Raw genomic sequence first — 23,712 nt, 5'->3', positions numbered from 1 at the left:
TCAGCCGTCCTGCCCGCGGCGGTCGGCGGCGACCACCGACAGCGAGTCGCCCAGCAGGCCGGCGGCCAGCGTGTTGCCGCCGTTGGGGTCGATCAGCAGGAACGCGCCGGTGGCCACGCACTCGGCGTAGTCGTCGAACGGCAGCGCGTCGGCGACCTGGAGCCGGACCTGCCCGATCTCGTTGAGCGCCAGCTCCTCCGGGTCCTGCTCGATGGCCAGCTCCTGCTCGTCGAAGCGGGCGGGCAGGCTGGGCACGCGGCACTGCGTGGTCTGCGTGCCGTGCCGCAGCAGCACCTTCGCGCCGGGCCGCAGCGGTTCCTCGGCCAGCCAGCACACCGTGGCGTCGAACTCCTCCTCGACCTTGGGCCTGCGCTCGGCGGAGGCGATGAGGTCGCCGCGGGTGACGGCCAGGTCGTCGGCCAGCACCAGCGTCACCGGCTGCCCCTCGTCGGCGGAGTCGACCGGCCCGTCCGGGGTGCCGACCTCGGTGACCGTGGTGACGGTGCCCGCGGGCAGCACCACGACCTCGTCGCCGGGCGCGACCCGGCCCGCCACGACCTGCCCCGCGTAGGCGCGGTAGTCGTTGCCGTCGGAGCGCAGCACGTACTGCACCGGCATCCGGAACCCGACGTCGCAGCCGCGCCGGTCGGGTGAGACCTCCTCCAGGTGCTCCAGCAGCGTCGGCCCGTCGTACCACGGGGTGTTCTCCGAGCGGGTCACCACGTTGTCGCCGGTCAGCGCGGACAGCGGGATGGTGGTGACCTGGTCCTCGCGGTAGCCCAGCGAGACGGCGTGCGCGACGAACTCCTCGCGGATCTTCTCGTGGGTGTCGCGGTCGAAGTCGACCAGGTCGAGCTTGTTGACCGCGAGCGTGATGCCGGGGACGCCGAGCATCGCCATCACGGCCAGGTGCCTGCGGGTCTGCGGCAGCACGCCCTTGCGGGCGTCGGTGAGCAGCACCGCGTGGTCGGAGGTGGAGGCGCCGGTGACGGTGTTGCGCAGGTACTGGACGTGCCCGGGGGTGTCGGCCAGCACGAACGTGCGCCTGGCCGTGGCGAAGTAGCGGTAGGCCACGTCGATGGTGATGCCCTGCTCGCGCTCGGCCCGCAGGCCGTCCACGAGCAGCGACAGGTCGGGGTTGTCCAGGCCGCGCTCCTCGCTGCTGGAGATCACGGCGTCGATCTGGTCGCTGAGCACGGACTTGGTGTCGTAGAGCAGCCGGCCGACGAGGGTGGACTTCCCGTCGTCCACGCTGCCCGCCGTGACCAGCCGCAACAGGTCGGACGTCATCAGAAGTACCCCTCCCGCTTGCGGTCTTCCATGGCTGCCTCGGAGATCCGGTCGTCGGCCCGGCTCGCGCCGCGCTCGGTGAGCCTGCTGGCCTTGATCTCCTCGATGATGTCGGCGACGGTGGCCGCGTCGGACTCGACCGCGCCGGTGCACGAGCCGTCGCCGACCGTGCGGTAGCGCACGACCTTCCGCACGACCTCCTCGTCCTCGGCCGGGCCGCCCCACTGGCCGGAGGTCAGCCACATGCCGTCCCGCAGGTACACGTCGCGCTCGTGCGCGAAGTACAGCGGGGGCAGTTCGATGCCGCGCTCGTCGACGTAGCGCCACACGTCCAGCTCGGTCCAGTTGGAGATCGGGAAGACGCGGACGTGCTCGCCGGGCTTGTGCATGCCGTTGTAGAGGTTCCACAGCTCGACGCGCTGGCGGCGCGGGTCCCACCGGCCGAAGTTGTCGCGGATGCTGAAGATCCGCTCCTTGGCGCGGGAGCGCTCCTCGTCGCGGCGACCGCCGCCGATGACGGCGTCGAAGCCCTGCTCGGTGATGGTGTCCAGCAGCGGCGTGGTCTGCAGCGGGTTGCGCAGGCCGTCGGGCCGCTCCTCGACCTTGCCCCGGTCGATCCAGTCCTGCACCTCGGCCACGTGCAGCGAGAGGCCGAACCGCTCGACGATGTCGTCGCGGAACTTCAGCACCTCGGGGAAGTTGTGGCCGGTGTCGACGTGGACCAGGGTGAACGGTGGCGGCAGCGGCGCGAAGGCCCGCACCGCCAGGTGCACCAGGGCGGTGGAGTCCTTGCCGCCGGAGAACAGCAGCGCGGGCTTGTCGAACTCGCCCGCGACCTCGCGCAGGATGTGGATGGCCTCGGCCTCCAGCGTGGCGACGCCGGTGACCGCCCTCTCCTTCGTCGGAGCGCTCATCGCAGCACCGCCTCCCTCGTGTCCGGTTCCCGGCTTTCCTGCTCGCAGCGCTCCAGGGCGCGTTCGATCATGTCCAGGCTCTCCTCGATGCCGTGCTCGGCGGTGTCCACGCGGACCTCCGGCGAGGCGGGTGCCTCGTAGACGTCGCTGACACCGGTCATGCCGTCCACCTCGCCGCGGTCGGCCTTGGCGTACAGGCCCTTGACGTCGCGGTCCGCGCACACCTCGACCGGGGCGTGGACGTGCACCTCGACGAAGTTGAGGCCGGCGTCCTCGTGGGCGGCGCGGACCTCGGCGCGGGCGGAGCGGAACGGCGCGATGACGGACACGACGGTGAGCACGTCGTGCTCGGCGAGCATCGCGGCCAGCTTGCCGATGCGCCGGACGTTCTCGGTCCGGTCCTCCTTGGTGAACCCCAGTTCGGGGAAGAACTCCTTGCGGATCTCGTCGCCGTCCAGGTGCTGGACGTGCCGCCGGTCGCGGAACCGGGCGACCAGTTCCCGGCCGAGCGTGGACTTGCCGGAACTGGGCAGCCCGGTCAACCACAGCGTGGTGGCCACAGGTCTTTCCTCCTTCTCCTCCGTCGTCGTGTTCTCCGGGCGTGCCTAGGGCGCGTGCTCCCGGCCCAGCAGCTGTCGGGCCACCACGAGCTTGGTGGCGTTCTCGGTGCCGTCGGCGATCTCGGGCCCGATGGCGTCGCGCATCCGGCGGCTGATCGGGTGCTCGTCGTTCCAGCCGCGGTGGCCGAAGGTGAGCAGCGCCTGGTGGGTGGCCTCGACGCCGACGCGCGGCGCCCACCACTTGGCCATGTTGGCCTCGACCCGGTGGTCCAGGCCCGCGTCCTTGCGCCACAGCGCCTCGTAGGCCAGCAGGCGCGCGGCGTGCACCCGGGTGGCGTGCTCGACGAGCGGGAACGCCACGCCCTGGTGCTGCCCGATGGGCTTGCCGAACGTGGTGCGCTCGCGGGCGAACGCCATCGCGTCGTCCAGCGCGGCCTGCGCGGAGGAGGCGGCCATGACGGCGATGAGGGCGCGGGAGTGGTCGAAGCCGCGCATGACGCCGACGAAGCCCTCCCCCACGCTGCCGACGACCTCGTCGTCGGCGGCCGCGACGTGGTCGAACTCCAGGGTGGCGCGACCGCCGGCGCGGGCGCCGAGGTCGTGCAGCCGCTCCCGGGTCACGCCGGTGCGGTCCAGCGGCAGGTAGAACGCGGTGACGCCGCGCGCGCCGTCCTCGCCGGTGCGGGCGAAGACCAGGCCGTGGGTGGCGTGGGCGCCCAGCATGATCGACGTCTTGGTGCCGGTGAGCACCCAGCCGTCGTCCTCGCGGTCGGCGCGCAGCTCGATGGCGGCGGCGTCGGTGCCGTGCTCGGGCTCGGTGAGCACCAGCGCGACCACCGACTGGCCCTCGGCCACGGGCGGCAGCCAGGCCGCCTTCTGCTCCTCGGTGCCGCTGCGGGCGATGATGCCGCCGATGAGCGCGGCGTTGAGCACCGGGTAGCAGGCGGTCACCTCCGCCCTGGCCAGCTCCTCCACGGCGATGCCGACCTCGACCGCGCCCAGGCCGCGCCCGCCGTGCTCCTCCGGGATGCCCAGACCGGTCAGGCCCGCCCGTCCCAGCTCGGCGAAGAAGCCGGGCATGAACGTGCCGTCGCGGTCGTGCCGGGCCGCGCCGGGCGCGATCCTCTCCTCGGCGAACGCCCGCACCTTCTCGGCCAGCGCGCGCTGCTCGTCGGTGAAACCGAAGTCCACGTCCCCACCTCCTCAGCTGTCGACCAGCTGCTCGCGCAGCTTGAACTTCTGGACCTTGCCGCTGGGCGTCGTGGGCAGCTCGCCCGCGTACTCGACGCGCTCGGGCCAGTACTGCTTGGCCATGCCCAGCCCGTCGAGGTGCTCGCGCAGGTCGGGCAGCTCGGGCTTGTCGCCCTGCGCCACGATCACCGCGCACGCCTTCTCGCCGAGCCGGTCGTCCGGGTAGCCGACGACCGCGACGTCCTTGATCGCCGGGTGGCGGCGCAGCGCCGCCTCGACCTCCACGACGGGGACCTTCTCGCCGCCGCGGGAGATGACGTCCTTGTCGCGGCCGGCGATGCGGATGCCGCCGTGGCCGTCGTCGCGGGCGAGGTCGCCGGTGTCGAACCAGCCGTCGTCGGTGACGTTCCCGGCGTAGACGTCGGGCCGGCGGAAGTAGCCCAGGCACTGCGTCGCACCGCGCACCTGGAGCCGGCCGGTGCCGCCGTCGGTCACCGGGTTCCCCGTTTCCTCGTCGACGATGCGCACCTCCATGCCGGGCACGGCCGAGCCGTCGCTCTCGGAGGCGCGCATCTCCGGGTCCTCGGGGCGGGTGATGGTGGGCGCGCCGTTCTCCGTCATGCCCCACAGGGCGTAGAGCCGGCAGCCCAGCACGTCGCGGGCCTGCTCGACGAGCACCGGCGGGATGGGCGCGCTGCCCGTGGCGAAGGTCGTGAGGTTCGACAGGTCGCGCCGCTGCTCCTGCTGCTGGTCGATGAGGTCGACCAGGAACGGCGGGGCGCCCATGAAGAAGGTGACCTTCTCCTCCTCCAGGACGCGCAGCATCAGCGCGGCGTCCCAGTTGTCGATGTGCACGCACGTGGCGCCCAGCAGCAGCGGCATGGTGAAGTTCCACGTCCAGCCGGCGTTGTGGGTGGTGGGCGAGCCCATCGCGGTGATCTCGTCGCCGGTCAGGTGCAGCGCGTCGATCTGCATGCGGTTGGTGGCGTGCAGCGTGTTGTGGCTGTGCACCACGCCCTTGGGCTCGCCGGTGGTGCCGGAGGTGAACATCAGGTACGCCGTGTCGTCGGGGCGCGCCTCGCGGCCCTCGGTGTCGCCGAAGACGGCGCCCTCGGTGCCCGGTTCGCCGAGCAGGGCGGTGTCGAAGTCCAGCGCGCCCGCCAGGCCCGGGGTGCCCTCGGGTTCGTCCGCCGCGCCGACGAGCACGCGGTGCTCGACGGTGCCGACCTCGCGGGCGACCTCCTCGCTCAGCTCGGCGTGCGAGAACCCGCGGTGGCTGACCGGTCCGATGTAGACGCTGCTCTCGGTCAGGCCCGTCATGAACGTCAGCTCGCGCTTGCGCATGATCGGCAGCACGGGGCCGGCGACCGCGCCGATCCGGGAGCACGCCAGCGTCGTGGCGAGCAGCTGCCAGGAGTTGGGCAGCTGGAGGGTGACCACGTCGCCGTGCCGCACGCCCAGGCCGGCCAGGCCGGCGGCGATCCGCTCGACGCGGGCCTCCAGCTCGGCGTAGGTGAGGGTCTCCTTGTCGCGGCCGTCGGTGTGCCACACCACGACCGCACGCCGCTCCGGGTGCTCGCGGGCCGCGCGGCGCAGGTCGTCGACCAGCGTCTCCTCGGCTCGCCACCACCCCTCGGCGAGGTACTTGTCCTTGAGTTCCGCGGACATCAGCTCTCCCGTGATCGTGTCGTGGTGGTCGGTCAGACGACGCCCCGCGTGTTGCCGCCGTCGACCAGCAGCAGGGCGCCGGTGACGAAGGCGGCCTGGCGCGAGGCGAGGAACGCGACGAGCGCGCCGAAGTCGTCGGGGTCGCCGACCCTGCGCAGCGGCACCTCGGCGGCCGCGGCGGCGGCGTCCTCGCCGGTGGGGCCGCGCAGCGCCGGCGTGTCGTGGTAGCCGGGCGCGAGGACGTTGACGGTCACGCCGCTGTCGCCGAAGGAGTGCACCAGGTTGCGCGCGTAGGACAGCACGCCCTGGCGGGCGACGCCGGAGAGCACGTTGTGCGGCATGGGCTGGCGCACCGCCTCGGAGGTGATCAGCAGCACCCGGCCCCAGCCGCCGCGCTTGAGGTGCGGCGTGGCCGCGGTGACGAGCGCGACGTGCGGGATGAGCGCGGTGTCGACCGCCGCGCGGTAGTCGTCGGGGCCGAAGTCGTCGACGGGGCCCTGCACGACGCCGCCGGTGTGGCCGACGGCGATGTCGATCCCGCCGAACTCGGCCGCGGTGTCGTCCACCCACCGCCGCACGGCGGCGGTGTCGGCGACGTCGACGACCTGGCTGCGCACCCGGCCGCCGCCGGCGGCCTCCAGCTTGCCGTGCGCCTCGGCGAGCCGGTCGGCGTCGCGGGCGCAGATCGACACGTCGGCGCCCTCGGCGGCCAGTGCCGTCGCCACGCCCAGGCCCAGGCCGCTGCTCGCGCAGGCGACCATCGCGACCTTGCCGTCCAGTCCCAGGTCCATCAGCCCTTCCCCTCCCCCGCGCGCACGCGGTAGCCGTAGCGCAGCAGCTGCGGCCCGGCCGCGGCGGTGGCCAGCGCCTTCGGCTTCCAGTCCAGTTCGGTCCGCCAGCGCCGGTCGGCCCGGATGGGCACCCGGCCGTGGTGGAAGCGGTCCGGGTTGCCGGTGACGGTGTGGTTGACGCCCAGCTCGACCGTGCCGTCGGCGTCGACCGGGTTGGGCCCGGTGATGCCCGCGAACGCCATGACCCGCTCGACGACCTCGCGCGGCCGGGCGGAGAAGTCCTCGTGCCGCACCCGCAGGTAGCGGTCGCGGCCGGCCAGCGCGAGCAGGTCCGAGGCGGCGTTGACGCCCGCCCAGATGCCGGTGCTGCGGCCCGCGCTCATCCGCTCCACGTAGCTCTTGTCCTTGCGGTAGGAGTACGCGGTGGCGCGAGCGTCGCGCACGACGTGCAGCACGCGCACGTCCAGCTCCCGGCGCCCCAGCAGCGCGGCGGCCTCGGCCGGGTACTTCGAGCCGTCCACCAGCACCTCGGAGCCCGAGGCGGACGCGGCGGCCCGGTACAGCTCGGTCGTCACGCCGGTCAGCCACGCGACGTCCGCCGGGGTGCGGCGCAGGCCGAGGGACTCGGCGAGCCGGGCCGGGGTGTGGCGGGCGCGCAGCCGGGCGCTCTGCACCGCCTCGACCGCCGCGGCGGCGTGCGGGTCGGCGGCGACGCCGGTGCCCAGCACCCCCGACCACAGCGGGCAGAGCGCGACCGGCTCGCCGCAGCCGCAGTCGGAGTTCGTGCCGTTGCGCAGCACGCCGTTGCGCCACAGGTAGTGCAGCTCGCCGACGTGCAGGGTGCCCGGCACCTCGCCCAGCACGTTGCCGATCATGGTGCTGCCGCAGCGCATCATGCCGGTGATGTAGAGGACCTTCACGAGCCGCCCCCCTTCTGCTCCAGCAGGACGAAGTGCTGCGGCAGGTGCACGGCCAGGCCCATCCGGCTGTTGGCCTCCAGCAGGTCGCCGCCGTCCGGGGCGCCGCCGCGGTGCAGCTTGAGGTAGGCCACGCCGGGGTCGAGGAACGTCGTCGCGGCCCGGAAGTCGCCCAGCAGCACCTGGTGGCGCGGGATCATCCGGGTCCGCGAGATCCGCACGCCCGCCTCGGCGAGCCTGCCCAGCAGACCGGACTGCACGGCCTCCCAGTACACGGCGGTGTGCGCCACGATCCCGTCGCACGAGCCACCGGTCTCCTCCACCAGCGCGGCGGCCTCGGTGAGCACCTCCACCGGCTTGCGGTCGACCTCCACGCGGCGCGCGTCGGGCAGCTCCAGCAGGCCCGGCACGGCGCCGTCGTCGCTGCCGCGCAGCAGCACCTGGTTCTCCGTGGTGCCGAACCGCACCAGCAGCCGGAAGTCGATGAACGAGGCCAGCAGCCGCGGGTGGTCGAGCAGCCCCGGCGGCACCGGCAGCGTCACGCCGATGTCGGTCAGCGGCGCCTGGCCCAGCGTGGGCTTGAACGCCGACTCGGGGGTGGTGTCGAACGTGGTGCCCGACGCCTTGCCCTGCTGCTCGTCGGGCTGCGGCTCGTAGACGAAGTTGACCGCGCCGTCGCGGATGGTCGCCATCTTCATCAGCTGGCGCACCGTGTAGCGGGGGCGTTCGGCGAACAGCGGGAACGCGGTGGGCAGGTACGCCCGGAACGTCACCGTGACGTCCTCGTCGCCGTTGCCGAGCGCCGCGGCCTGCGCGAACTCCGAGCCCGGTGTGCTCTCGGTCATCGCCGGATCGGCCAGCAGCTGCCGCGTCTGGTTGAGGGGGGAGCTGGTCTGTGCTGTCATCACTGCCTTCCTCGTCGGCTCTGCGGCGGGTGGTCCGCGCTCACGCGGCGATCGCCATGCGGCCGTGCACGACGTCGCCGATCTCGCGGGCCAACCGGCCCGGGTTGGGGTGCCGGAAGATGTTGCGGCCCATGGCCACCCCGGCCGCGCCGGCGCGCACGGTGGACGCGACCCGCTCCAGCAGGACCCGCTTCTCGTCCACCGGCGGACCGCCGGCCACCACGACCGGGATGGGGCACGCCGCGACGACGTCGGCCATCGCGGCCGCCGACCCCGGGTAGCTGACCTTGACGACGTCCGCGCCCAGGTCCGCGGCGAGCGTCGCCGAGTGGGTGACCAGTTCCGGGTCGGTCGAATCCTCGATCTCCGGACCGCGCGCGTACATCATCGCCATCAGCGGGATGCCCCACCGGTCGGTCTCCTCCGCGGTGCGCGACAGGTCCGCGATCTGCGCCGCCTCCTGCTGCGACCCCATGTTGACGTGCACGCTCACCGCGTCCGCGCCCAGCCGCAACGCCGCCTCCACGCTGGTCACCAGGTACTTGGCGTCCGGGTCCGGCGCGTGCGACGTGCTGGCGCTCAGGTGCACGATCAGCGAGGTGTTCACGAAGTTCTTCGGGTTCAGGTGCCGCACGGTGCCCTTGTGCAGCACCACGGCGTCCACCCGCGCGGCGGCCAGCTCAGCGACCAGGTCGTCCAGCGAGTCGTCCGGGGTGACCGGACCGTCCGCCACCGAGTGGTCCAACGGGACGATCATCAGCCTCCCGTCGCCGTTGCGGTCGATGCGGTCCAGGCGCAGGCGGGCGCCGAAGGACTGGGGCTGGCTCACGGGAACTCCCTTCGTGGTGGTGGGTCTCAGGCGGGTACGGCGGGCGCCTCGGCGTCCGCGTGCTCCAGGCCGAAGCGGTGGTAGAGCGTGCGCACGGCGTCGTGGACGCGGTGCCGCGGCACCAGGAACGTGGTCCTGGCCTGGCTGCACGACACGCACTCGGCCGGGATGCCCTCCGTCGCCAGCGACGACAGCGCCAGCGCCGTCAGACCGGGCCTGCTCAGCAGACCGGTGCCCACGACCGCGACCCGGCCCAGCTCCTCGCGCAGGGTGACGACGCACTCGTGCGCGGCCAGCTCCTCCTCGATCGCGACGACCGCGGCCTCCACCGCGTCGTCCGCCACGCACAGCGCCACGTGCAGCGCCGTGCCCGGCTGCGACCACCAGATCGCCGAGTCGACCGTGATCTCCTGCCGCGCCAATGCCTCCAGCACGCGGGCGCCGCCGCCGACCAGGTCGCACTCGGCGGTGACCACGACCTGCGTCACCTTCTCGTCGTGCGTCACCGCGACCACGCCGGCCCGTCCTTCCAGGACGTCCGAGTCGAGCATCGCTGCTCCCCTTCCGGTTATCGTGCTTCCCTCACCGCGCCCGGACGCGTCGCGGACCACGATGTCGACGCCGTGCGCGGCGGCCAGCTCGACCGACCGCGGGTGCAGCACGCGCGCACCGGAGAACGCCATCTCGGCCATCACCTCGGCGGGCAGCCGGTGCAGCAGCCCCGCGTCGGGCACCACCCGCGGGTCGGCCCGCCGCACGCCCTCGACGTCGGTGTAGATCTCGCACACCGGCGCGCCGTGGGCCACCGCCAGCGCGACCGCCGAGGTGTCCGACCCGCCGCGACCGAGCGTGACCAGCTCGCCGTTGCGGTCGACGGCCTGGAACCCGGCGACGACCACGACGTGGCCCCGGTCGAGCCAGAAGCGGACGTGCTCGACCTCGATGGAGGCGATGACGCCCGCACCCGGCCTGCCCACGGCCCTCAGCCCCGCGTCGGGCCCCGACAGCGACACCGCGGGCACACCCAGCTCGCGCAGCGCGATGGCCAGCAACGCCGCCGAGGCCAGCTCGCCGGTCGCGAGCAGCTTGTCGGTCTCCCTCGGGTCCGGCGCCGGGCTCACCGCCGTCGCCGCGCGGACCAGGTGGTCGGTGGTGTCACCGCGGGCGGACACCACGACCACCACGGCGGTGCCGTCGGCGCGCACCCGCTGGACCCGCCGCGCGATGGCGGCGACCTGGGCGTCGTCGGCCAACGAGCTGCCGCCGTACTTCTGGATGCTGATGTCCATGCCACTCCGTTCACGTGGAGTCGACCGCGCCGCGCGATCCCGCGGAGCGATCCGTCGAGCGATCCCCAGAGCGGTTCGAGCGCCCCGACACGTCCATGGGCTCGATTCCGTACGCAAAAGGAGTTCCCACACCGGGGTGATGCCCACGCTCGCGCAAACACGTGAACTACCGCCGCACCGGCCGCGCCCGCGTCACCGCCGCCTCACGTGAATGGGTGAGGACGAATGGCCGCACGAAAAGGCGCCCGCCGGCGGACCGCCGACGGGCGCCACAACGGTCACACCGTTATCCGCGGTGCGCGCCCGACCCCTGACGCCCCTGCGCGATGACCCGCAACGCCAATTCGACGCGATTGGTCACACGCAACTTCGTGAACGCGTTGCGCACGTGCGTGCCGATCGTGTTCGGCGACAGCGTCAACCGGCTGGCGATGGCCTTGTTCGTCAACCCGCGCGCCACCAGCCGGGCCACCCGCACCTCCGTCTCCGTGAGGCTGGCCCACTGCTCCGGCGCCGGCGGCGGCACCACCTCGTCCTCCACCGCGACCTCACCACCACCGCCCCGTTCGGCCAAGCGGGCCAGGTACCGCGCCGCCTGCCGGGCCGCCGGCCGCGCGTCGCACGCCACCCACGTGCGCTCCGCCTCCGCCATCAGCTCCCGCGCCCGCGCCCGGTCACCCGCCCGGTGCGCCAGCTCGGCCGCGTCCGCCAGCGCCCGCGCCATCGCGGGCCGCCGCTCGGTCATCCGGTGCAGCTCCGCCGCCGACACCACCTCGGCCAGGTCACCCCTGTCCAGGCCCCGCACGTGGGCCGCCGTCGCCGCCACCCACGGCACCCCCGGGTTGTGGTCGCTCAACTCCTGCGCGGCCCGCACGACCTGCTCCGCCCGCCGCCGGTCACCCCGGCGCCGCACCAACCGCAGCAGCACCGGCGCGATCGGCGACGTCGACGTCGCCTCGAACGTCAACAGGTCGGCCGCCGCCAGGACACCCTCGGCGACCTCCGCCGCCTCGTCCTCCCGACCCGCCGCGCACAACCACAGCACGCGCCGCCACGTCAGCTGCGCCGGGTCCACGTCACGACCGCCCAGCTGCTCCACCTCGCTCAGGTTGGCCTGCGCCGCGGCCAGGTCCCCGCGAGCCGTGCGCACCTCCGCCAACAACCGCAGCGCCTTGCCCAGCAGCGGACCCGCCGCACGCTCCCGCGCCGCCCGCACCGCCGCCTCCGCGTCCACCTCCGCGTCGGGCAGCGCGCCCCGCGCGACCCGCACCCGGGCCCGGTGGTACCGCCACTCCGGCTCCACCCACGGCGTGCCCAACCGCCGCGACTCCCGCTCCACCACCTCCAACGTCGAATCCACCTCGTCGAACCGGTCCAGCGCCACCAGCGGCGGGCACAACCACAACCGCGGGTGCCGACGCCACCCCACCGGCCCGATCCGGTCCGCCTCGCGCACCGCCGCCCGCGTCAGCTCCAACGCCCGGGTGAACTCGCCGTGGTGCAGCGCCACCAACCCCTGCGCGGCCGACCCCAGCATCAACGCCTCACCCCGGCCCAACCCCGTGACCTGGTGCTCCTCCGCCGCCCGCTCGGCCGCCGACGTGTGCCCGATCGCCGCCAACCGGTACGCCTGCACCGCACCCAGCTCGGCCCGGTGCTGCTCGGTCAGGTCCGGCCTGGCCAGCGCGCGACGGGCGTACTCGACCACCGCGTGCTCGTCCCCCCGCGCGTGCGCCGGGTCGGTCAACGCCGCCAACGCGCACACCAGGCGCGTCTCCGCCTCGGCGTCGAGGTCCCGGTGCAGCGCCCGCACCGCGAGGTCCCACGCCTCCCGGCCCCGGTCACCCGCCGCGAGCAGCCGCACCGCCTCCACCGTCACCCCCGCCGCGCTCGGGTGCCCGTCCCCCAGCAGGTCCAGCAGCCGCAGCGCCAGGTCGGCCGCCGCGTCCGGCGCCGTCGCCGCACGCGCCCGCACCACCCGCCGCAACGCCTCCACCACCGCGGGCGACCCACGCCGCCCACCGCGCTCCACGTGGTGCACCACCTCGTCGGGGCTGTGCCCCTCCTCGGCCACCACGTCCGCAGCCTCCCGGTGCAACGCCATCCGCACCGGCTCCGCCAACCCCGCGTACACCACCCCCCGCACCAGGTCGCTGCGGAAACCCAACCCCCGCGGACCCGGCACCAGCACACCCGTCTCGACCGCCTCGCCCGCGGCCGACACCAGCTCGCTGACCGGACGACGGGTCAACCCCGCCACCTCGTGCACCGTGAACGGCCTCCCCAGCACCGCACCCGCCTCCAGCAGCGCGGTGACCGGCTCCGGCAGGTCCACCAGCAACGACCGCACCTCGGCGACCAACCAGTCCGGCAGCGGCAACCCCTCCGCCCCCGCGACCACCTCCGCACGACCCGCGCGCACCCGCACGTGCCCCGCCGCGTGCAACGCCCGCACCACCCGGCGCACCAGGTCCGGGTGCCCGTCGGCCACCGCGGCCAGCCCGAGCACCTCCGCGTCGGCCTCCGCGCCCAACGCCTCCTCGCACAACCGCCGCACACCCTCCTCGGTGAGCCGCTCCGGCGGCACCCGCCGCCCACCCCCCTCCAGCAGCGCGTCCACCACACCCCACACCGGTACCGACGCCAACGGCGGGCGCAAAGACAACAACCACAGCACCGGCGTCGACGCCAACGCCGGCACCAGCACCCGCAGCGCCAACGCGGTGAACTCGTCCGCGTGGTGGAAGTCGTCCAGGCTCACCAGCAGGCCGCACCCGTCCGACAACCGCACCAACCGGGCCCGCAACTGCTCCAACACGGCCATCCGGTCGCCGTCCAGCTCACCCAACCCCGCCTGGCGCGCCCCCAGCGCCACGACCAGCGTCGACAACGGCGCCACCCGGTCCAACCGGGTGGCGCGGCCGTGCACGACCGGCACGCCCCGCGCCGCCGCCTCCGCGCGCACCCGTTCCACGACGGTCCGCCGACCGAGCAGCCCGGACTGCTCGACCACCAGGACCCCGCCCTCCCCCCTCTCCAGCGCGGCGAGCGCCGCCTCGACCGCCTCCGCGGCCCCGTCCCCCGCTAATCGCCTCGTCGGTGGTGGTGTGATCGGCTCGACGCCTTCCTCGAGCACGCGAATTCCTCCTCGCCGTCGCGGACACTCGTGCACGGGCCCCCAGGGCTCGCCGATTGCTCCCCCCGTGGTACCCGCCGGTACACCGCCCGCGGTCCTCCGAACGGCTGCTTCACCCTCCGCGACACTGCTCCGATCCGGTGAATCCACACCCGCGCCCACCACCCCGCGACCGCGCCGCCCACACCCGTTTACAGGCATTTCGCGGATTCACCCGGCAGTCACCCACCACCCACCCGCCGAGCCCTTTGCGTAACCACCGCCCGGAGCGTCAACCCTCGAACCGACTCCTCCCCCCATCCGCCCCCGTTGGAGGGTGCTGTGAAGAAGATCTGGATCTGGGCGTTGTTCGCCGGGGCGTTCGCGGTGTCGTGCACCGAATTCGCGGTAGTCGGCCTGCTGCCCCAGATCGCCCGCGACTTACGGGTTTCCGAAGCCGTCGCGGGACAACTCGTGACGCTCAACGCCGTGGCCTTCGCCATCAGCGCACCCGTGCTGGCCGCGGTCTTCCACCGCGTGGACCGCCGCAAGGTCCTCTTCGGCTGCCTGACCGTCTTCGCGCTCGGGCACCTCACCGCCGGGCTCGCGCCCAACTACCCCGTCCTGCTCGGGTCGCGCATCCTCTCCGGCGCCATGATGGGCCTCTACCTCGGCACCGCCCTCGGCGCCGCCGCCCGCCTCGCCAACGAGGACCGCCGCGCGTCCACCATGGCCACCATCCAGGCCGGCGTCAGCACCGCCACCGCCCTCGGCGTGCCGTTCAGCACCCTGCTCGGCCAGCACATGGGCTGGCGCGTCCCGATGCTCGTCATCGGCGGCATGGCCCTGCTCGCCATGGCCTTCATCGCCACCGCCCTGCCCCCCGTCGGCGCCGACGACGAGGGTCCCGGCCTCGGCGACCGCATGCGCGCCCTGCGCACCCGACCCGTGATCGTCGGCCTCGCCGCCATCACCGTGTTCTGGGGCGCCTCGTTCACCGTCTACACCTACCTCGTGCCGCTGCTGGAGCAGCGCGCGGGCATGAACGGCACCCTCGTCATCATCGTGCTGTTCATCGCCGGCCTCTGCGCCGTCGCCGGCAACATGATCGGCGGCAAGGGCGCCGACCGGAACTCCCGCCTCACCCTGCTGATCACCTCCGGTGTAACCGCCGCCGCCCTGCTCGCCGTCCTCCCCCTCTCCACCGCCGTCGTGCCCGCCATCGTGCTGGTCACCGTCTGGCAGCTCGCCGCCTGGTCCTTCGTGCCCGCCGTGCAGGCCGCGCTGTTCCGGGCCGCCGGCGAAGGCGGCGAACTCGCCGTGTCCTTCGCCGTCTCGGCGTTCAACATCGGCATCGTCGCCGGCGCGGGCTTCGGCGGCATCGCCCTCGACCAGGCCGGGCTGCCCGGCGTCGCCGTCCTCGGCTCCGTCGCCGGCATCGCCGCCCTCGGCCTGGTCTTCCTGCTCACCCGCCACGTCGCCCGCCGCGACACCGCCGAGCCGCGGCACGAGCACCACTCCGCCACCGCCGACCACTGACCACCGACCCCACACCCACACCCGCCAACGGAAGGACCACCATGCGACTGGAATTCGACGCGGTGCTCTTCGACCTCGACGGCACCCTGATCGACTCGACCGCCGCCGTCCGCCGAGCCTGGGAGCGCTGGGCCGAGGAGGAGGGCGTCGACCCCGAACTCCTCGCCGGCACCAAGGGCAAACCCGCCAAGGACATCGTCGCCGCCCTCCTGCCGCCCGAGCGGCACGAGGAGGGCCTCGCCCACTACTCCCACATCGCCACCCACGACCTGGAGGGCGTCGTCGTCCTCCCCGGCGCCGTCGAGGCCATCCACGCCGTCGGCGACCACAAGGCCATCGTCACCTCCTGCACCCGCGACGTCACCGAGGCCCGCACCGCCGCCGCCGACCTCCCCGTCACCGACGTCCTCGTCACCGCCGACGACGTCGACCGCGGCAAACCCGAACCCGTGCCCTACCTCGTCGGCGCCGAGAAGCTCGGCCTCGACCCCCGCCGCTGCCTCGCCGTCGAGGACACCGAACCCGGCCTCGCCGCCGGCCGCGCCGCCGGCTGCACCACCCTCGGCATCGGCCACGACCTCGACGCCGACGTCGTCGTCCCCGACCTCTCCCACGTCCGCTTCGAGGTCGTCGGCGACCGCATCGCGGTCACCGTGCCCGACACAGCGGCGCCCGACACAGCGGCCAGGAGCTGACCCGTGGACGACCACACCCTCGCCCGCAGCCTCGCCGACTCCGCGCGCGACCTCCTGCTCCGCCTGCGCGCCGAACGCACCGACCTGCACGGCACCGACCTGGGCGACGAGGGCGACCGGCTGGCGCACGACCAGCTGGTCGCCGCCCTCGCCCGCCACCGCCCCGGCGACCCCGTCCTCTCCGAAGAGGGCGGCACCGCCCCCGAGGACCGCCGCGCCGGCCGGCTGTGGATCATCGACCCCCTCGACGGCACCCGCGAGTACTGCGACCGCGACCGCGGCGACTGGGCCGTCCACGTCGCCCTCGCCGACGGCGGCACCCTCGTCGCCGGCGCGGTCGCCCTCTCCTCCGGCCGCACCCACGCCACCGACACCCCCACCCCGCTCCCCCCGCCCACCCGACGCACCCGCCCCCGCGTCGTCGTCAGCCGCAGCCACCGACCCGCCCTCGTCGACGCGCTCGCCGACGTCCTCGACGTCGACCTCGTCCCCCTCGGCTCCGCCGGCGTCAAGACCGCCGCCGTGTGCACCGGCGACGCCGACGCCTACGTCCACGCCGGCGGCCAGTACGAGTGGGACAGCGCCGCACCCGCCGCCGTCGCCGCCGCCGCGGGCGCCCACACCTCCCGCATCGACGGCTCACCCCTCGTCTACGGCACCCCCGACGCGAGCATCCCCGACCTGCTCGTCTGCCGCCCCGAACTCGCCACCACCCTGCTGACCGCCCTCTCCACCGCCCGCGACCGCACCGCGGCCTGACGCGGTCAGCGCACGCAGTCACCGCACGGGCGCACCGAGGTGTACCGGGCCTCCAGCTCACGCCGCGTACCGCAGATCCTGATGTGCTCGCCCAACCCCGTCACCGCGCCGATACTGCGGCAGCCGGCCCGGTGCAGCACCATCGTCCCCGGCTCCAACGACCGCTCCGCGTCGATCACGAACTGACCGGGGTTCGCCGAGACCCACCACTCGTAGGCCCCGTTGTCCTCGTTGAACTCCAGCATGCCCCCATGATCCCCGCCCCCGCACGCTTCGGCTTGGGCCGATCGACCGAACCCCACCCCCGACCACCACCCCGGAAAACGCTGGTAGAACACCCCCACCGCTTGTACGTTGACCACGGGATGACGGTGGAGATCGCGTGCGACGAATCCGGCTCCGAGGGCGAGAAGCTCGTCGGCGGGGTCACCGCCGTGTTCACCCACGCCGCCGTCCGCCTCGACCTCGCCACCGCCGAAGCCTGCGTCCGCGAACTGCGCGACCGCATCCGCTCCCCCGCCGAGGAGTACAAGGCCAACCACGTCCTGCGCACCCGCAACCGGACCGCCCTCGTCTGGCTGCTCGGCCCCGACGGCCCCCTCCTCGGCCACGGCCACGTGCAGCTCGTCGACAAGCGCCTCTTCCTCGCCGAACGCGTCACCGCCGCCTACGGCCACCCACCCACCGGCGAACTCGGCCCCTACAACGACGCCCTGCGCGCCCGCGGCCCCCGGGGAGCCCTCGACCCGCTGTTCCCGGCCATCGTGCGCGCCGTCGCCCACTGGGGCGGCGACGTCGACGTGCTGCACGACCACCACCCCTCCCTCACCGCCGCCCGGATCAGGAAGCTCCAGCAGAGCGCACCGGGCCTGCGGCGCCTCACCCTCGTCGACTCCCGCGCCGACGCCCGCGTCCAGGTCGCCGACTTCCTCGCCGGCATCGCCCGCCGCACCGCCGAGGAGGAGCTGCACGGCAGGCGCGACGACGAGGTCATCGCCCTGCTGCGCCCCTACCTCTTCGGCGACCTCCGCCACCCCCGTCCCGAGCAGCACCCGCCGTTCGCCGCCCGATCCGACCCGGTGCGCCCGTCGAGGACTTGTTTCAGTTAACACTGAAGTAACCACGCAAATCGGGACCACTGGTCCGTCCTTTCGGGACGAACGGCGGCATGACGCAGACCACATCCCAGGTTGTTGAAGTTTCAAGTTTTTGGGCGCAGGCTGTCCTCGGAACTTCACCTCCGGAGGTCGGGATGACGAGCACAGCGGTGGACCCGGCGACCCGGCCGAGCAGGCCCGCACCCGCGTCCGTGCGCACCAGGGTCGTCGTGCCCCTGGAGTTCGCCGACGGCTACAGCACCGCGGCCGAGGTGTTCACCTTCACCGGCCTGGCGGACGGCCGCGAGCACCTCGCCCTCGGCCTGGGCGACTGGCGCGCCGCCGTCGACCGCCCCCTCGACGCCCCACTGGTCCGGCCGCACAGCGAGTGCCTGACCGGCGACGTGTTCGGCAGCCTGCGCTGCGACTGCGGCCCCCAGCTGCGCGAGGCGGTCGAGCGGATCGCCGACGCCGGCGGGTTCCTGCTGTACCTGCGGCAGGAGGGGCGCGGCATCGGCCTGTACGCCAAGCTCGACGCCTACGCGCTCCAGGACACCGGCCTGGACACCTACCAGGCCAACACCGCCCTCGGCCGCGGCGAGGACGAGCGGGACTACACCCCGGCCGCCCAGATGCTGCACGCGCTGGGCGTCGACCGGGTCGCGCTGCTGAGCAACAACCCCGACAAGGCGGCCCAGCTCGACGCGCTCGGCGTGCACGTCGCCGAACGGGTCCCGACCGGCGTCCACCTCTCCCCGACCAACGCCCGCTACCTGGCCGCGAAGGTCGCGCACACCCACCACACCCTCGACCTGCCCGTCTCGGGCCGACCGACCCCGGAGCGCACCCCATGACCACGACGACCACGGCGCGCGCGGACGCCCTCGTGCCCGCCTCGCACCCGTTCCGGCAGCACCTCGACCGCGTCGCCCTCGCCCCCGCCGACGCGCACCGGCCGTGGACGCCCGCCGACGGGCCGCTGCCCGCCCTCTACCTCAGCCACGGCGCGCCGCCGCTGTTCGAGGACGGGCCGTGGATGACCGAGCTGCACTCCTGGGCCGGGGACCTGCCCCGGCCCCGCGCCGTGCTCATCGTCAGCGCGCACTGGGAGTCCGCGCCCCTGGCGATCAGCGGCACCGAGGCGGGCACCGGGCTGGTGTACGACTTCGGCGGCTTCGACCCGCTCTACCACCGGATGCGCTACGACACGCCCGACGCCGGCGACCTCGCCCGCCAGGTCGCCTCGCTCCTGCCCGACGCGGTGCACGAGCACCGCGGCCGGGGCCTCGACCACGGCGCCTGGGTGCCGCTCAAGGTCATGTACCCGGAGGCGGACGTCCCGGTGCTCCAGCTCAGCATCCCGACCCACGACCCGTCCCGGCTGCTGGCCCTCGGCGAGCGGCTGCGCCCCCTGCGCGACCACGGCGTGCTGGTCGTCGGCTCCGGGTTCATGACGCACGGCCTGCCGTTCCTCACCCGCGACATGGTCGTCGACAACGCCGTCCCCGGCTGGTCGGCCGACTTCGACGCCTGGGCCGCCGACGCCCTGGCCCGCGGTGACGTCGACGAGCTGGCCGCCTTCCGCGACCGCGCGCCGGGGATGCCCTACGCGCACCCCACGGTCGAGCACTTCACGCCGCTGTTCGTCACCCTCGGCGCCGCCGCCGACCCCGCCGCCCCCGTCACCACCACGATCGAGGGGTACATGATGGGCCTGGCCCGGCGATCGTTCCAGACGTCGTGAGCGGCACCGACCAGGCTCCCCGGTGGCTCACCGGGCCGGAGCTGGACACCTGGATGAGCCTGACCCGGGTGCTGCTCCTGCTGCCCGCCGCCCTCGACCGCCAGCTGCGCCAGGACACGGGCGTCCCGCACGCCTACTACCAGGTGCTGGCGATGCTGAGCGACCAGCCCGACCGGTCCGTGCGCATGACCGACCTGGCCCGGGCCACCGGGACCACGCCGAGCAGGCTGTCCCACGCCGTCGCCGGCCTCGAAGAACGCGGCTGGGTCGAACGCCGGGCGTGCCCGACCGACCGGCGCGGCCAGGTCGCCCGGCTCACCGACACCGGTGCGGCGGTCCTCGACGCCGCGGCCCCGGGCCACGTCGCCGAGGTCCGCCGGCTCGTCTTCGACCACCTCACCGCGCAGGACGTCGCCCGGCTGAAGGCCGTCGCCGACAAGATCGCCGCCGGCCTCAGTCACCCTTGACGTTGACGACCTGCCGCAGCGTGTGGCGCACCTCCACCAGGTCCCGCGCGTCCTGCATCACGACGTCGATGTCCTTGTAGGCGGCCGGGATCTCGTCGATGAACGCGTCCGTGTCGCGGTACTCGATGCCGACCATCGCCTTGCGCAGGTCCTCGCGGTTGAAGGCCCGCCGCGCGGCCGAGCGCGAGTACTCGCGGCCCGCCCCGTGCGGCGAGGAGTTCAGCGCGAGGCGGTTCCCCTTGCCCACCACCACGTACGACGCGGTGCCCATCGAGCCGGGGATCAGGCCGGGCCGGCCCTCCTCGGCGTTGATGGCGCCCTTGCGGGACAGCCACACGCGCTTGCCGAAGTGGGTCTCCTGCTCGGTGTAGTTGTGGTGGCAGTTCGTCGTCTCGGTCCGCTCCACGTCACGGCCGGTCCACTCGGCCACGCACCGCACGAGCCGGTCCATCATCTCCTCGCGGTTGAGCCACGCGAACTCCTGCGCCCAGCGCATCTCCTTCACGTAGCGCCAGAACTCGTCCTCGCCCTCCACCAGGTAGGCCAGGTCCGGGTCGGGCAGGTCGACCCAGCGACGACGGCACTGCTCCTGGGCGATGCGGATGTGCTTCTGCGCGATCTTGTTGCCGACGCCCCGGCTGCCGCTGTGCAGGAACAGCCACACCCGGTCGGTCTCGTCGACCGTGATCTCGATGAAGTGGTTGCCGCTGCCCAGGGTGCCGAGCTGGAGCCGCCAGTTCCCGGCGTACGAGGCGGGGTCGAACCCGGCCTCCTCCGCGCGGGCGCCGAGCACCTCGACGCGCTCGCGCGCCGTGTCGGTGAGGGCGGTGTTGTACTTGCCCGCCGACAGCGGGACGGCCTTCTCCACGGCCTCGCGCAGCGGGGTGAGCGGGCGGGAGCGGAAGTCGTCCCCGGTGAACTGGGTGCGCACCGCGATCATGCCGCAGCCGATGTCGACCCCGACGGCGGCCGGGATGATCGCGCCCAGGGTGGGGATCACGCTGCCGACCGTGGCGCCCTTGCCGAGGTGCGCGTCCGGCATGAGCGCCAGGTGCGGGAAGATGAACGGCATCCGCGCCGTCTTCTCGGCCTGCTCGCGCGTGCCGGGGTCCAGGATGGACGCCCAGTTCATGAGGCGCTTGCTGATCTGCTCCACGGTTCTCCTCTGCTCGATGCTGAAGTTATGCGTCATCGAGCGCGAACGCGACCCGAATACCACCGGTGGCGCGGCAGGACGACGGGCTGGTCGAGGACGGCCGTGAACTCCTCCGCCAGCGGCGGGGCCAGGAGCACCCGACCACCGACCGCTTCGGGCAACCGGACCTCGACCAGCCGCGGCACCGGCTGGTCCAGGGGGCAGGTCCCGGAGTCCCGGCGGTCCTCGGCGACGGCGGCGAGCACGACCGAGGTCGCGGTGTACTCGACGAAGAACCCGAGAGGCGCGTAGCAGGCGAACCGCTCCTGGTAGCGGACGACGAGGCGGTCCGTGCCGTCGACCATCCGCCGCCACGGCATCGGCGCGGCCCGCGCCGGCAGCGGCCCCCGCTTCGCCTCCAGCACGGGCAGGCCGGGCAGGCCGGGCAGCCCGACCCCCGGCTCCGCCGGCGGTGCGGACTCGGTGGCCGCCACGACCGCATCGCCCGCCGAGAGCCCGGCGATCGGTCCCGGCCCCCACACCACTCGCTCGACCCGCGAGTTGACGCACCCGGCCGCCGGCAGCACGAGTGCCGCCAGCGCCCACGCCACGAGCGCCGAACGGGCACGACGACGACCCGCCCGGCCGCCCTTGCCCGACCACGCCCCGTCACCCCGACACGCGCCACCACCTCCGCTCACGCCGTCACCCCACCACGCCCGCCACCCACCACGCCCCGCCATCCCGCCGCGCGCCGCCGCCACTGCTCACGCCGTCGCCCACCGCGCGGTGCCGCCGCTCCCGCACCCCGGGTGATCCGGGGGTTGTTCGCGCCACAGCACCCGCCTCCGTCCGAGCCCCGCCTCCACCTGCTCCCGCCGCTGCGGTCCGCGGTTGGTGGCCGAGCGCTCGGTCACCAACCACTCCACTCCCCCGGCGGCCGACGCACGCCCGTCCCGGCACGCACCTCCGCGAGTCCCCGCCGCGCGGTCATGCCGGACCCACGGTGATCTCCTCCGACACCGCGCGCGACACGCAGGCCATCACCGAGGTCTCGCGCTCGGACTCCTCCAGCACCACGTCGCGGTGGTCGGCCTCGCCCGCCAGGAGGGTCAGCCGGCACGTGCCGCACGTGCCCGCCTCGCACGACGACTCCACCTCGATGCCCTCGCGGCGCAGGGCGGACAGCAGGGATCGGTGGGCCGGGACCTCGACGCGCAGGCCCGTCGGGGCCCACACGGCCTCGAACGGGCCGGTGTAGCCGTCGTCGGGGGCGGTGAACTCCTCGACGTGGACCCGGCTCGGCCGCCAGTGGGCGGTGCGCTCCTGGACCGCGCGGATCAGCGGCAGCGGGCCGCAGCAGTACACGCGGGTGTCGTCGTCCGGCACGGCCAGGTACGGCCACAGGTCGAGCCTGCCCCGCTCCTCGCTGTGGTGCACGATGTCCCCGGCGAACTCCTCCAGGAACGGCGTGTCCGCCGCCGACCGCGACAGGTACAGCACGCGGACCGACGGGTGGCCCTCGGCGCGCAGCCGCGCCACCATCGACCGGATCGGCGTGATGCCGATGCCGCCCGCGATGAACAGGTAGTGGCGGGCGGGGTGCAGCGGGAACCGGTTGCGGGGCGGGGCGACGGCGAGGACGGTGCCCTCGGCGAGGGCGTGCACGCTCACCGACCCGCCGCGCCCGCCGTCCTCCCGGCGCACGCACACCACGTACTCGCGCGGCGCGCTCCCGCCCGGCTCGACGAGGCTGTAGCTGCGCCGGTGCCCGTCCGGCGTGCTCAGCGTGATGTGCGCGCCGGGCTCGTACCCCGGCAGCGCACCGCCCTCTTGGTCCCGCAGCACGACCCGGGCCACCGACGGCGTCAGGGCCGTCCGCGACGCCACCACCAGCTTGAGGTCAGACACCCAACCCACCCCCCACGCTCAGCACGCCGTCGGACAGCACCTCGGCGTAGATGCCCAGTTCCTGGTGACCGTAGGTCCGGTCGAGCAGCCGCAGCACCGGCAGGTCCCGCCGCCCGGACACCGGGTCGACCTCGGTGGCCGCGCACCGGCCCGTCCGGTACCTGCCGATCATCCGCACGCCGCCCAGCGTGAACTCCCGGTCGAGCAGGTCCAGCTCGCCGAACGGCGGCAGCCCGTCCAGCAGCACGTTGGCGCGGAACCGCCGCGGGTCGACCTCCGCCCCGGTCCGCTCGGCGAAGTCGCGCACCGAGGCCAGGTTGAGCAGCGAGACCCAGTGCATGGGCCCGTCGCCTGCGGACGCGACGTCGGTGAACCGCCTGCCCTCCTCCGCGGCGGGCACCGGCAGCACGCCCTCGGGCAGGTCGAGGACCCGCGCGAAGAACGCCAGCAGCTCCTCCCGGTCCTCCTCCAGGTGCGCGGTCAGCACCTCGTGCCCGGCGACGCGGACGGTGAGCTCGCCGGTGCCCACGTCGAGGTGCGTGTGCAGCCCGGCCAGGCGGTGGTCGCTGACCAGCGCGTAGAACTCCGTCTTGCGCAGTCCCTCGCGCAGCCCCGGTCTGTACTTGCCGCCGGGGCGCGCGAGCGCGAACTCCCGGTCGTGCGGGAAGCCCTCGCCGCGGCGCAGCGGGACGTGCGTGAGCGGTTGGGGGCTCAGCCCCTTGATCGGGTAGACGTACAGCTCCGCCACCCGCGCGGTCTCGTGGAGTTCCATGCGCACAACGGTAGATCTTGGGCGGGGCGCCTACGCCTGTACATCCATTCGTGTGAATGTGGTCCGGAACGCCCCTGACCGGGTCGGCGACGCCGCTATCCAGGTCCGCGGGGGAGGTGACGGG

The 23,712-nt window shown here is 73.9% G+C and carries 23 protein-coding genes and 1 pseudogene; 7 read left to right on the top strand and 17 right to left on the bottom strand.

All coding sequences use genetic code 11. From position 1 onward, the window contains the following. The 11 genes and pseudogenes from ACRAKJ_RS17340 to ACRAKJ_RS17290 form a co-directional block, all read right to left on the bottom strand. Positions 1–1,290 (bottom strand): GTP-binding protein, encoded by a 1,290-nt coding sequence (locus ACRAKJ_RS17340; protein ID WP_438919690.1) that lies wholly within the window; start codon positions 1,288–1,290, stop codon positions 1–3. Then, entirely contained in the window at positions 1,290–2,204 is a 915-nt protein-coding gene (gene cysD / locus ACRAKJ_RS17335) for a sulfate adenylyltransferase subunit CysD (RefSeq protein ID WP_438919689.1), read from the bottom strand. The genes ACRAKJ_RS17340 and cysD overlap by 1 nt, the downstream gene beginning before the upstream one ends. Further along, a pseudogene (cysC, locus tag ACRAKJ_RS17330) lies at positions 2,201–2,767 on the bottom strand (adenylyl-sulfate kinase); the annotation flags it as partial. The pseudogene cysC and the gene cysD, both read right to left, overlap by 4 nt. A 42-nt stretch (positions 2,768–2,809) precedes the next feature. After that, positions 2,810–3,955, bottom strand: a complete 1,146-nt coding sequence (locus ACRAKJ_RS17325; RefSeq protein ID WP_438919688.1) for an acyl-CoA dehydrogenase family protein — start codon at positions 3,953–3,955, stop codon at positions 2,810–2,812. Positions 3,956–3,967: 12 nt separating this feature from the next. Next, a complete protein-coding gene (locus ACRAKJ_RS17320) occupies positions 3,968–5,623 on the bottom strand; it encodes an AMP-binding protein (RefSeq protein WP_438919687.1) in 1,656 nt (551 codons plus the stop codon). Positions 5,624–5,655: 32 nt separating this feature from the next. Then, positions 5,656–6,414: an SDR family oxidoreductase gene (locus ACRAKJ_RS17315; protein ID WP_438919686.1), complete on the bottom strand. Its 759-nt coding sequence runs from the start codon at positions 6,412–6,414 to the stop codon at positions 5,656–5,658. Next, a complete protein-coding gene (locus tag ACRAKJ_RS17310; RefSeq protein ID WP_438919685.1) occupies positions 6,414–7,334 on the bottom strand; it encodes a sulfotransferase in 921 nt (306 codons plus the stop codon). The genes ACRAKJ_RS17315 and ACRAKJ_RS17310 overlap by 1 nt, the downstream gene beginning before the upstream one ends. Beyond that, positions 7,331–8,236, bottom strand: coding sequence for a family 3 encapsulin nanocompartment shell protein (locus ACRAKJ_RS17305; RefSeq protein WP_438919684.1), 906 nt, complete (start codon positions 8,234–8,236; stop codon positions 7,331–7,333). The genes ACRAKJ_RS17310 and ACRAKJ_RS17305 overlap by 4 nt, the downstream gene beginning before the upstream one ends. A 40-nt stretch (positions 8,237–8,276) precedes the next feature. After that, positions 8,277–9,065 carry a 2-amino-3,7-dideoxy-D-threo-hept-6-ulosonate synthase gene (locus ACRAKJ_RS17300; RefSeq protein ID WP_438919683.1) on the bottom strand — a complete coding sequence of 263 codons (789 nt, stop codon included), beginning with the start codon at positions 9,063–9,065 and terminating at the stop codon, positions 8,277–8,279. A gap of 26 nt (positions 9,066–9,091) precedes the next feature. Further along, positions 9,092–10,354, bottom strand: a complete 1,263-nt coding sequence (locus ACRAKJ_RS17295; protein WP_438919682.1) for an aspartate kinase — start codon at positions 10,352–10,354, stop codon at positions 9,092–9,094. Between the two features lie 286 nt (positions 10,355–10,640). Continuing rightward, positions 10,641–13,490 (bottom strand): LuxR C-terminal-related transcriptional regulator, encoded by a 2,850-nt coding sequence (locus ACRAKJ_RS17290; RefSeq protein ID WP_438919681.1) that lies wholly within the window; start codon positions 13,488–13,490, stop codon positions 10,641–10,643. 321 nt (positions 13,491–13,811) lie between these two features. On the opposite strand from ACRAKJ_RS17290, the gene ACRAKJ_RS17285 reads away from it, so the two are divergent. The 3 genes from ACRAKJ_RS17285 to ACRAKJ_RS17275 are packed head-to-tail and all read left to right on the top strand — an operon-like array spanning position 13,812 to position 16,462. Then, complete coding sequence (locus ACRAKJ_RS17285) at positions 13,812–15,008, top strand: MFS transporter (protein WP_438919680.1); 1,197 nt, start codon at positions 13,812–13,814, stop codon at positions 15,006–15,008. Positions 15,009–15,049: 41 nt separating this feature from the next. Then, the gene (locus tag ACRAKJ_RS17280; protein WP_438919679.1) at positions 15,050–15,703 is read left to right on the top strand and encodes an HAD-IA family hydrolase; all 654 of its coding nucleotides are present in this window, start codon (positions 15,050–15,052) and stop codon (positions 15,701–15,703) included. A 3-nt stretch (positions 15,704–15,706) separates the two neighbouring features. Next, on the top strand, positions 15,707–16,462 hold the full coding sequence (locus ACRAKJ_RS17275; RefSeq protein ID WP_438919678.1) for an inositol monophosphatase family protein: 756 nt from the start codon (positions 15,707–15,709) through the stop codon (positions 16,460–16,462). A gap of 5 nt (positions 16,463–16,467) precedes the next feature. Here ACRAKJ_RS17275 and ACRAKJ_RS17270 read toward each other — a convergent pair whose 3' ends face one another. Then, positions 16,468–16,707, bottom strand: a complete 240-nt coding sequence (locus ACRAKJ_RS17270; protein ID WP_438919677.1) for a hypothetical protein — start codon at positions 16,705–16,707, stop codon at positions 16,468–16,470. Positions 16,708–16,827: 120 nt separating this feature from the next. On the opposite strand from ACRAKJ_RS17270, the gene ACRAKJ_RS17265 reads away from it, so the two are divergent. The 4 genes from ACRAKJ_RS17265 (at position 16,828) to ACRAKJ_RS17250 (ending at position 19,770) form a co-directional block, all read left to right on the top strand. Beyond that, positions 16,828–17,571: a DUF3800 domain-containing protein gene (locus ACRAKJ_RS17265; RefSeq protein ID WP_438919676.1), complete on the top strand. Its 744-nt coding sequence runs from the start codon at positions 16,828–16,830 to the stop codon at positions 17,569–17,571. Between the two features lie 143 nt (positions 17,572–17,714). After that, positions 17,715–18,413, top strand: coding sequence for a GTP cyclohydrolase II RibA (locus ACRAKJ_RS17260; protein WP_438919675.1), 699 nt, complete (start codon positions 17,715–17,717; stop codon positions 18,411–18,413). Next, the gene (locus ACRAKJ_RS17255) at positions 18,410–19,303 is read left to right on the top strand and encodes a DODA-type extradiol aromatic ring-opening family dioxygenase (RefSeq protein ID WP_438919674.1); all 894 of its coding nucleotides are present in this window, start codon (positions 18,410–18,412) and stop codon (positions 19,301–19,303) included. Before ACRAKJ_RS17260 ends, ACRAKJ_RS17255 begins: the two co-directional genes overlap by 4 nt. Then, the gene (locus ACRAKJ_RS17250) at positions 19,300–19,770 is read left to right on the top strand and encodes a MarR family transcriptional regulator (protein ID WP_438919673.1); all 471 of its coding nucleotides are present in this window, start codon (positions 19,300–19,302) and stop codon (positions 19,768–19,770) included. Before ACRAKJ_RS17255 ends, ACRAKJ_RS17250 begins: the two co-directional genes overlap by 4 nt. Here ACRAKJ_RS17250 and ACRAKJ_RS17245 read toward each other — a convergent pair. The 5 genes from ACRAKJ_RS17245 to ACRAKJ_RS17225 all read right to left on the bottom strand — a co-directional run bounded on the left by ACRAKJ_RS17245 (position 19,757) and on the right by ACRAKJ_RS17225 (position 23,588). Further along, entirely contained in the window at positions 19,757–20,926 is a 1,170-nt protein-coding gene (locus tag ACRAKJ_RS17245; protein ID WP_438919672.1) for an RtcB family protein, read from the bottom strand. The two genes, ACRAKJ_RS17250 and ACRAKJ_RS17245, sit on opposite strands and share 14 nt — an antisense overlap. Before the next feature lie 32 nt (positions 20,927–20,958). Then, the gene (locus ACRAKJ_RS17240) at positions 20,959–21,606 is read right to left on the bottom strand and encodes a hypothetical protein (RefSeq protein WP_438919671.1); all 648 of its coding nucleotides are present in this window, start codon (positions 21,604–21,606) and stop codon (positions 20,959–20,961) included. Positions 21,607–21,672: 66 nt separating this feature from the next. Further along, positions 21,673–21,822, bottom strand: coding sequence for a hypothetical protein (locus ACRAKJ_RS17235; protein WP_438919670.1), 150 nt, complete (start codon positions 21,820–21,822; stop codon positions 21,673–21,675). 73 nt (positions 21,823–21,895) lie between these two features. Then, positions 21,896–22,816, bottom strand: coding sequence for a 2Fe-2S iron-sulfur cluster-binding protein (locus ACRAKJ_RS17230; RefSeq protein ID WP_438919669.1), 921 nt, complete (start codon positions 22,814–22,816; stop codon positions 21,896–21,898). After that, positions 22,809–23,588 carry an MOSC domain-containing protein gene (locus ACRAKJ_RS17225; protein WP_438919668.1) on the bottom strand — a complete coding sequence of 260 codons (780 nt, stop codon included), beginning with the start codon at positions 23,586–23,588 and terminating at the stop codon, positions 22,809–22,811. Before ACRAKJ_RS17225 ends, ACRAKJ_RS17230 begins: the two co-directional genes overlap by 8 nt. Between the last annotated feature and the right edge of the window lie 124 nt (positions 23,589–23,712).

This window comes from Saccharothrix sp. DSM 118769 (genome assembly GCF_052936295.1).
This window is presented reverse-complemented; position numbering and strand designations above follow the sequence as displayed.

What these genes read in the sequence shown, in the direction of transcription:
- ACRAKJ_RS17340 (WP_438919690.1), bottom strand. Translation starts at nt 1,290, where the DNA reads ATGACGTCCGACCTGTTGCGGCTGGTCACGGCGGGCAGCGTGGACGAC.
- cysD (WP_438919689.1), bottom strand. Translation starts at nt 2,204, where the DNA reads ATGAGCGCTCCGACGAAGGAGAGGGCGGTCACCGGCGTCGCCACGCTG.
- ACRAKJ_RS17320 (WP_438919687.1), bottom strand. Translation starts at nt 5,623, where the DNA reads ATGTCCGCGGAACTCAAGGACAAGTACCTCGCCGAGGGGTGGTGGCGA.
- ACRAKJ_RS17315 (WP_438919686.1), bottom strand. Translation starts at nt 6,414, where the DNA reads ATGGACCTGGGACTGGACGGCAAGGTCGCGATGGTCGCCTGCGCGAGC.
- ACRAKJ_RS17305 (WP_438919684.1), bottom strand. Translation starts at nt 8,236, where the DNA reads ATGACAGCACAGACCAGCTCCCCCCTCAACCAGACGCGGCAGCTGCTG.
- ACRAKJ_RS17295 (WP_438919682.1), bottom strand. Translation starts at nt 10,354, where the DNA reads ATGGACATCAGCATCCAGAAGTACGGCGGCAGCTCGTTGGCCGACGAC.
- ACRAKJ_RS17280 (WP_438919679.1), top strand. Translation starts at nt 15,050, where the DNA reads ATGCGACTGGAATTCGACGCGGTGCTCTTCGACCTCGACGGCACCCTG.
- ACRAKJ_RS17270 (WP_438919677.1), bottom strand. Translation starts at nt 16,707, where the DNA reads ATGCTGGAGTTCAACGAGGACAACGGGGCCTACGAGTGGTGGGTCTCG.
- ACRAKJ_RS17265 (WP_438919676.1), top strand. Translation starts at nt 16,828, where the DNA reads ATGACGGTGGAGATCGCGTGCGACGAATCCGGCTCCGAGGGCGAGAAG.
- ACRAKJ_RS17260 (WP_438919675.1), top strand. Translation starts at nt 17,715, where the DNA reads ATGACGAGCACAGCGGTGGACCCGGCGACCCGGCCGAGCAGGCCCGCA.
- ACRAKJ_RS17255 (WP_438919674.1), top strand. Translation starts at nt 18,410, where the DNA reads ATGACCACGACGACCACGGCGCGCGCGGACGCCCTCGTGCCCGCCTCG.
- ACRAKJ_RS17225 (WP_438919668.1), bottom strand. Translation starts at nt 23,588, where the DNA reads ATGGAACTCCACGAGACCGCGCGGGTGGCGGAGCTGTACGTCTACCCG.